General features: G+C 66.6%; 5 protein-coding genes, 1 other RNA gene and 1 pseudogene. 4 read left to right on the top strand and 3 right to left on the bottom strand.

Going from position 1 to position 4,937, the window contains the following annotated elements:
* The 3 genes and pseudogenes from ACXJKR_RS24200 to ssrA all read left to right on the top strand — a co-directional run.
* A pseudogene (locus tag ACXJKR_RS24200) lies at positions 1–204 on the top strand (bifunctional 2-polyprenyl-6-hydroxyphenol methylase/3-demethylubiquinol 3-O-methyltransferase UbiG); the annotation flags it as partial.
* 32 nt (positions 205–236) lie between these two features.
* Positions 237–875 carry an HAD-IA family hydrolase gene (locus ACXJKR_RS24205; RefSeq protein ID WP_457324982.1) on the top strand — a complete coding sequence of 213 codons (639 nt, stop codon included), beginning with the start codon at positions 237–239 and terminating at the stop codon, positions 873–875.
* Between the two features lie 14 nt (positions 876–889).
* Positions 890–1,262, top strand: a transfer-messenger RNA (tmRNA) gene (gene ssrA, locus ACXJKR_RS24210).
* A gap of 60 nt (positions 1,263–1,322) precedes the next feature.
* On the opposite strand, the gene lexA is transcribed toward ssrA, so the two are convergent.
* Positions 1,323–1,994 carry a transcriptional repressor LexA gene (lexA, locus tag ACXJKR_RS24215; protein ID WP_056202140.1) on the bottom strand — a complete coding sequence of 224 codons (672 nt, stop codon included), beginning with the start codon at positions 1,992–1,994 and terminating at the stop codon, positions 1,323–1,325.
* Positions 1,995–2,062: 68 nt separating this feature from the next.
* Between lexA and ACXJKR_RS24220 the strand changes: the two genes are divergently transcribed.
* Positions 2,063–2,998, top strand: a complete 936-nt coding sequence (locus ACXJKR_RS24220) for an asparaginase (RefSeq protein ID WP_056202522.1) — start codon at positions 2,063–2,065, stop codon at positions 2,996–2,998.
* Positions 2,999–3,001: 3 nt separating this feature from the next.
* On the opposite strand, the gene ACXJKR_RS24225 is transcribed toward ACXJKR_RS24220, so the two are convergent.
* Both ACXJKR_RS24225 and ACXJKR_RS24230 read right to left on the bottom strand, forming a co-directional pair.
* Complete coding sequence (locus tag ACXJKR_RS24225; protein WP_457324983.1) at positions 3,002–4,447, bottom strand: esterase-like activity of phytase family protein; 1,446 nt, start codon at positions 4,445–4,447, stop codon at positions 3,002–3,004.
* 82 nt (positions 4,448–4,529) lie between these two features.
* Positions 4,530–4,937, bottom strand: a 408-nt coding sequence (locus ACXJKR_RS24230) for an organic hydroperoxide resistance protein (protein WP_457324984.1), incomplete at its 5' end; no start/stop codon positions are given.

The raw sequence follows: 4,937 nt of genomic DNA on the forward strand, positions 1-4,937 counted from the left end.
GAGTACGTACTGCAGATGCTGCCCAAGGGCACGCACGAATACGCGCGCTTCCTGAAACCATCGGAGCTGTCGCAGTTCTGCCGCGACTCCGGGCTTGAGCTGCAAGGCAGCCGCGGCCYGACCTACAACCCGCTCACGCAGCGCTACAGCCTCGGCAGCGACACCGACGTGAACTACCTGCTGGCTTGCCGCCGTCCCGCTTGAAGCTCCCTGCGCCTTGGTCGCATTTGCGGGCCGTGCTGTTCGACCTGGACGGCACGCTGATCGACAGTGCTGCTGACCTTGCGGCGGCGGCCAATGCGATGCGCGCCGATCGTGGTCTCACCCCGCTGCCGTTGCCGCAATATCGGCCGCATGGCGGCTCCGGCGCGCGCGGCATGCTGGGCCAAGCCTTCGGCGCGGCGCCTGGTCAGTCGGGCTATGACGAACTCAAGCGTGAATTCCTGGATCGTTACGAAGCGCTGATGTATGACAGCACGCGCGCCTTTGTCGGCATCGAGGCGGAGCTTCTCGGGCTCGCTGATGCGGGCCTGGCATGGGGCATCGTCACCAACAAGGCCGAACGCTTCGCCTTGCCGCTTGCCAAGGCGCTGGGTTTGGCGGCCGGCGCCATCGTGGGCGGCGACACCACGAGCCATACCAAGCCGCACCCCGCCCCGCTGCTGGAGGCAGCACGCCGCTTGAACGTGGTACCGGCGTCCTGCCTCTATGTCGGAGACGACGAACGCGACATCCTGGCCGGTCGCGCTGCTGGCATGGCAACGGCCGCTGCGGCGTGGGGCTATCTCGGCCATAGCGGTGAATTTCGTCATTGGGGCGCCGACCTGGAGCTGTCCGCGCCGGGTGAGCTCTTGAAAGCGCTCGGTCTGGCCTAAGATGCAAGGTCTCTGGGGCCGACTTGGTTTCGACGTGGGTGCGGATCCGGAGTAGGGCATGTCGAGCACCAGTCCGCTCGTAAAACCACTGGAAACAAAGTAACTGCAAACGACTCTACGTTCGCACTCGCCGCTTAATTGCGGATGAGCTTCTCAACGGCAGGCCGATGGGCCGGGCTGAGTTCCGCAAGGGGCAAGGCTGAGAAGTCACTCACATCGGCTGGCGTCGCACCGGGTCACTCGGTGGGGCGTGAGATCAAGTGACTGGCGGGAAAGCTAGCGTGCCACTGCGCGAGTTGACCGTGAGATTCAAATCAGCCGGCTAAACATGTAGATCTGCCCGGTGATGGCTTGCGGACGGGGGTTCAATTCCCCCCGGCTCCACCATCCAATTGAGAAGGCCCGTGTCGGTGACACGGGCCTTTTTTCATCTCGAGTGCGCCGGGGTCAATTGAACCCCTGTCCGCGAATCAGCCCAACAGCCAGGCCCTCGATGCTGAAGCTCTCGCTGTGCTCATCGACGCGGATGGGCTCGAAATCGGCGTTCTCGGGCAGCAACTGGATGCCATCAGGCCCACGCTTGAAGCGCTTGACCGTGACCTCGTCGCCGACCCGAGCCACGACGATCTGGCCATTGCGCGCCTCCTTGGCCGACTGCACGGCCAGCAGGTCGCCGTCGAGGATGCCGATGTCTTTCATGCTCATGCCCTTGACCTTGAGCAGGTAGTCGGGCTTCCTAGCGAACAGGCCGGGCTCGACCGTATAGGTCTGCTCGACATGCTCCTGCGCGAGGATGGGCGCGCCAGCGGCGACGCGGCCGATCAGGGGCAGGGTCAGCTGGGCGAAGTGGGGAATCGGAAGGTTGAATTGGCGGGCGCGGTTGACGGCGCTCAGCGCATCGGACTTGAGGCGAATGCCGCGCGAGGTGCCGCCGACGAGTTCCAGCATGCCCTTGCGAGCCAGGGCCTGCAGATGCTCCTCGGCCGCGTTGGCGGACTTGAAACCCAGCTCGGCGGCAATCTCGGCGCGGGTGGGTGGCGAGCCGGTGCTTTCGATCGCGTTGCGGACCAGGTCGAAGATCTGCTGCTGTCGGGCGGTAAGCTTGGGTCGGTCTTGCACGGGGCGGCCTTTTCGTCAGGGCTGGAAATTTGTCCAGCACCTGTATTTTCATCCAGGAATCCAAGAAATTGCAAACCTTTGACCGTCTGATCGTCATTCTGGGCACCGGCGGCACGATTGCCGGCACTGCCAAAACCGCCAGCGACGGTGTGGGCTACACGGCGGCGCAATTGAGCGTTGAGGATTTGCTGGCGGCAGTGCCCGCGCTGTCGGGCCAGAAGCTCGAGGCGCAGCAGGTTGCCCAGCTCGACAGCAAGGACATGGATTTCGCGACCTGGCAGCGGCTCGCAGTCGCCGTACAGCAGCACCTCGACCGGCCTGAAGTCGCTGGCATCGTCATCACCCATGGCACGGACACGCTGGAGGAGACCGCCTACTTCCTGCAGCGGGTGCTGGCACCTGTCAAGCCCGTCGTTCTGACGGCCGCGATGCGGCCGGCGACGGCGCTGGCGCCCGACGGGCCGCAAAACCTTTTCGATGCGGTGCAGGTGGCAGCGACGTCCGATGCGGCGGGCGTCGTCGTCGCATTCGCAGGCCGTGTGCACGATGCGACCCAGGTGCGCAAGACACACAGCTATCGCGTTGACGCCTTCGAGTCGGTCGACGGGGCGCTGGTGGCGCGGGTGGAGGAGGGCGTCGTGCGCCAGCTTGGCCGCTGGCCCGTGGGCGATGGCCTGGGGCTGGCGCGCATCGCCCGGCCGGCCGCACGCTGGCCGAGGGTCGAGATCGTCATGAACCATGCCGGTGCGGATGGCGTTGTCGTGCGGGCGCTCTGCGCGGCAGGCATCGACGGGCTGGTCGCCGCTGGCACGGGCAACGGCACGCTCAGCACCACGCTGGCTGCCGCGCTGCACGAAGCCCGGGCCGGCGGCGTCAAGGTCTGGCGCAGCACGCGCTGCGACGCCGGCCCGGTCATGGACTTGCCCGGGCTGCTGCCCAGCGCCGGCGCGCTGAGCCCGGTCAAGGCCAGGATCGAACTGATCCTGAGCCTGCTGGGCGACTGAGCCTCAGCGGCTGCGGCGCCGGGCCACGAAACCGACCAGGCTCAGGCCGGCCAGCAGCAGGGCATATTGGCTGGGTTCAGGCACGGCCGCGATGGCCTGGTTGGTCAGATTGCCCTCGAAAGCGAAGACGTAGAACTGGTTGCCGTAGGCTGCCGGCGCGCCGCCGCCGTTCGGGATTGCCGTGGCCAGGAAGTCGTTATCGTTGGCGAGATACAGCGTGTGCATCGTTTTGCCGTTGACGACGACATCCTCGCCGAAGGCAATGCCTTCGAGCTTGGCCGATATCAGCGCGTCGGAAATGCCGGCGGCGTTGAGCGCGGCCTTGATATCGAGAAATCGCGTGCCGACTATTGCCGTGCCGGGTTGGGTGCGCAGGTCGGCGATGCCACTGACCTCGGCGGCACCGGTCAGGTTGATCTTGACGAGCTGTTTCACCGCCGCCTTGGAGCCGTCGCCCATGCCCTTGCCGTCGCGCTCCAGCACGATGAGTTCGTGGTCGTTCAGTGCCAGCAACTCGCTGCTGTTGTAGGCCTTGCCGTTGATCTGGTTGTCGAAAGCGAACTGGCTGGTGGCTCCCGTGGCGACGTCGATCTTGACGATGCGGTTGTAGCGGCCGCCGTCGCCACCGTCCTGGGCCAGCGGGCTCTGCACGAAGCCGAACAGCGTCTTTCCGTCGGGCGAGATGGCCAGGCCCTCCATGCCCTTGTTGGCGACGCGGCCTGCCGTGTTGCCAGAGATCTCGGCGGCGCCGGAAGAGCTGACGTTGCCAACGGCGAAGCTGCTCGGCAGGCTGAAGGTGCGGATGCGCTCGCCCGTCGCGCGGTCGAACTGGTAGACGTAGGGGCCGTACTCGTCGGAGATGAAGACGCTCTTGCCGTCGTTGGAGACGCGGATGCCTTCGGGGTCCAGGCGCGCGTTGGCCGGGTTGGTCGACAGGCCGGCGGCAAAGTTGTCGGAGCGGCCCGAGAAGTAGTTCTTGCTGCCGGCGAGGACTGTGCTGCTGTCCACGATGCCRCTCAGTGTCGCGGCCTTGGGGCCGTAGTTCAACGCTGTGGAACTGGACAGCAGCGTGGTGGCCTGCAGCGTCGGCGTCAGCGCGTAGGGCAGGGCGGAGCCGGCCGCGTTGGCGGTGAGGCTGAGCTGCACCGTCTGGAAGCGGGCGATGAAGGACGTCGTGTTGTCGAGCTGCGGCGCGCCCCAGTCATTGGCGTTCGGACCGCGGTCCGGCAGCGCCAGGAAGGTGTTGCCGCCGGCCCAGGCCAGGCCCGAGCCCATGCCGCCGAGCAGGTTGGCCGCGAGGCCGCTTTCGAGGGAGTAGTTCAGGCCGGAAAGGTCGCTCAGCGAGCCGCTGAGGTTGCCCATGCCGATCAGCACCGGTTCGGCCGCGCGGGATGGAGCGGCGAGGGCCAGCAGGGCGCTGGCGATGGCGGTGGTCAGGAAGAGGCGCATCGCGGGTCTCCGGGTGTGATTGGAAAACCCGCGATGCTGACCGGCGCACGTGACGCCGGCGTGACGCCCATTCAGACGACGGTTAGACGACAGTCAGCGAGACGTCGACGTTGCCGCGCGTGGCGTTCGAGTAGGGGCAGACCTCGTGGGCGGTGGCGACCAGAGCCTCCAGGGCGGCGCGGTCCATGCCGGGCACGGAGATCTTCATGTCGACCTGGATGCCGAAGGCCCCGGGCTTGTTGGCGTGTGGGCCGATGGCGACGTCGCTGGTAATCGAGACCTCGGCAGGCAGGCTGATCTTCTGCTTGCCGGCGACGGCTTTCATGGCGCCAATGAAGCAGGCGGAATAGCCGGCCGCGAACAGCTGCTCGGGGTTGGTGCCGGGGCCGCCGGCGCCGCCGAGTTCCTTGGGCGTGGACAGCGTCACGTCGATGGCGCCGTCAGACGACTTGGCGGTGCCGGCGCGGCCACCGGTGGCAGTGGCGGTGGC

It is taken from the genome of Roseateles sp. P5_E11 (genome assembly GCF_054049355.1).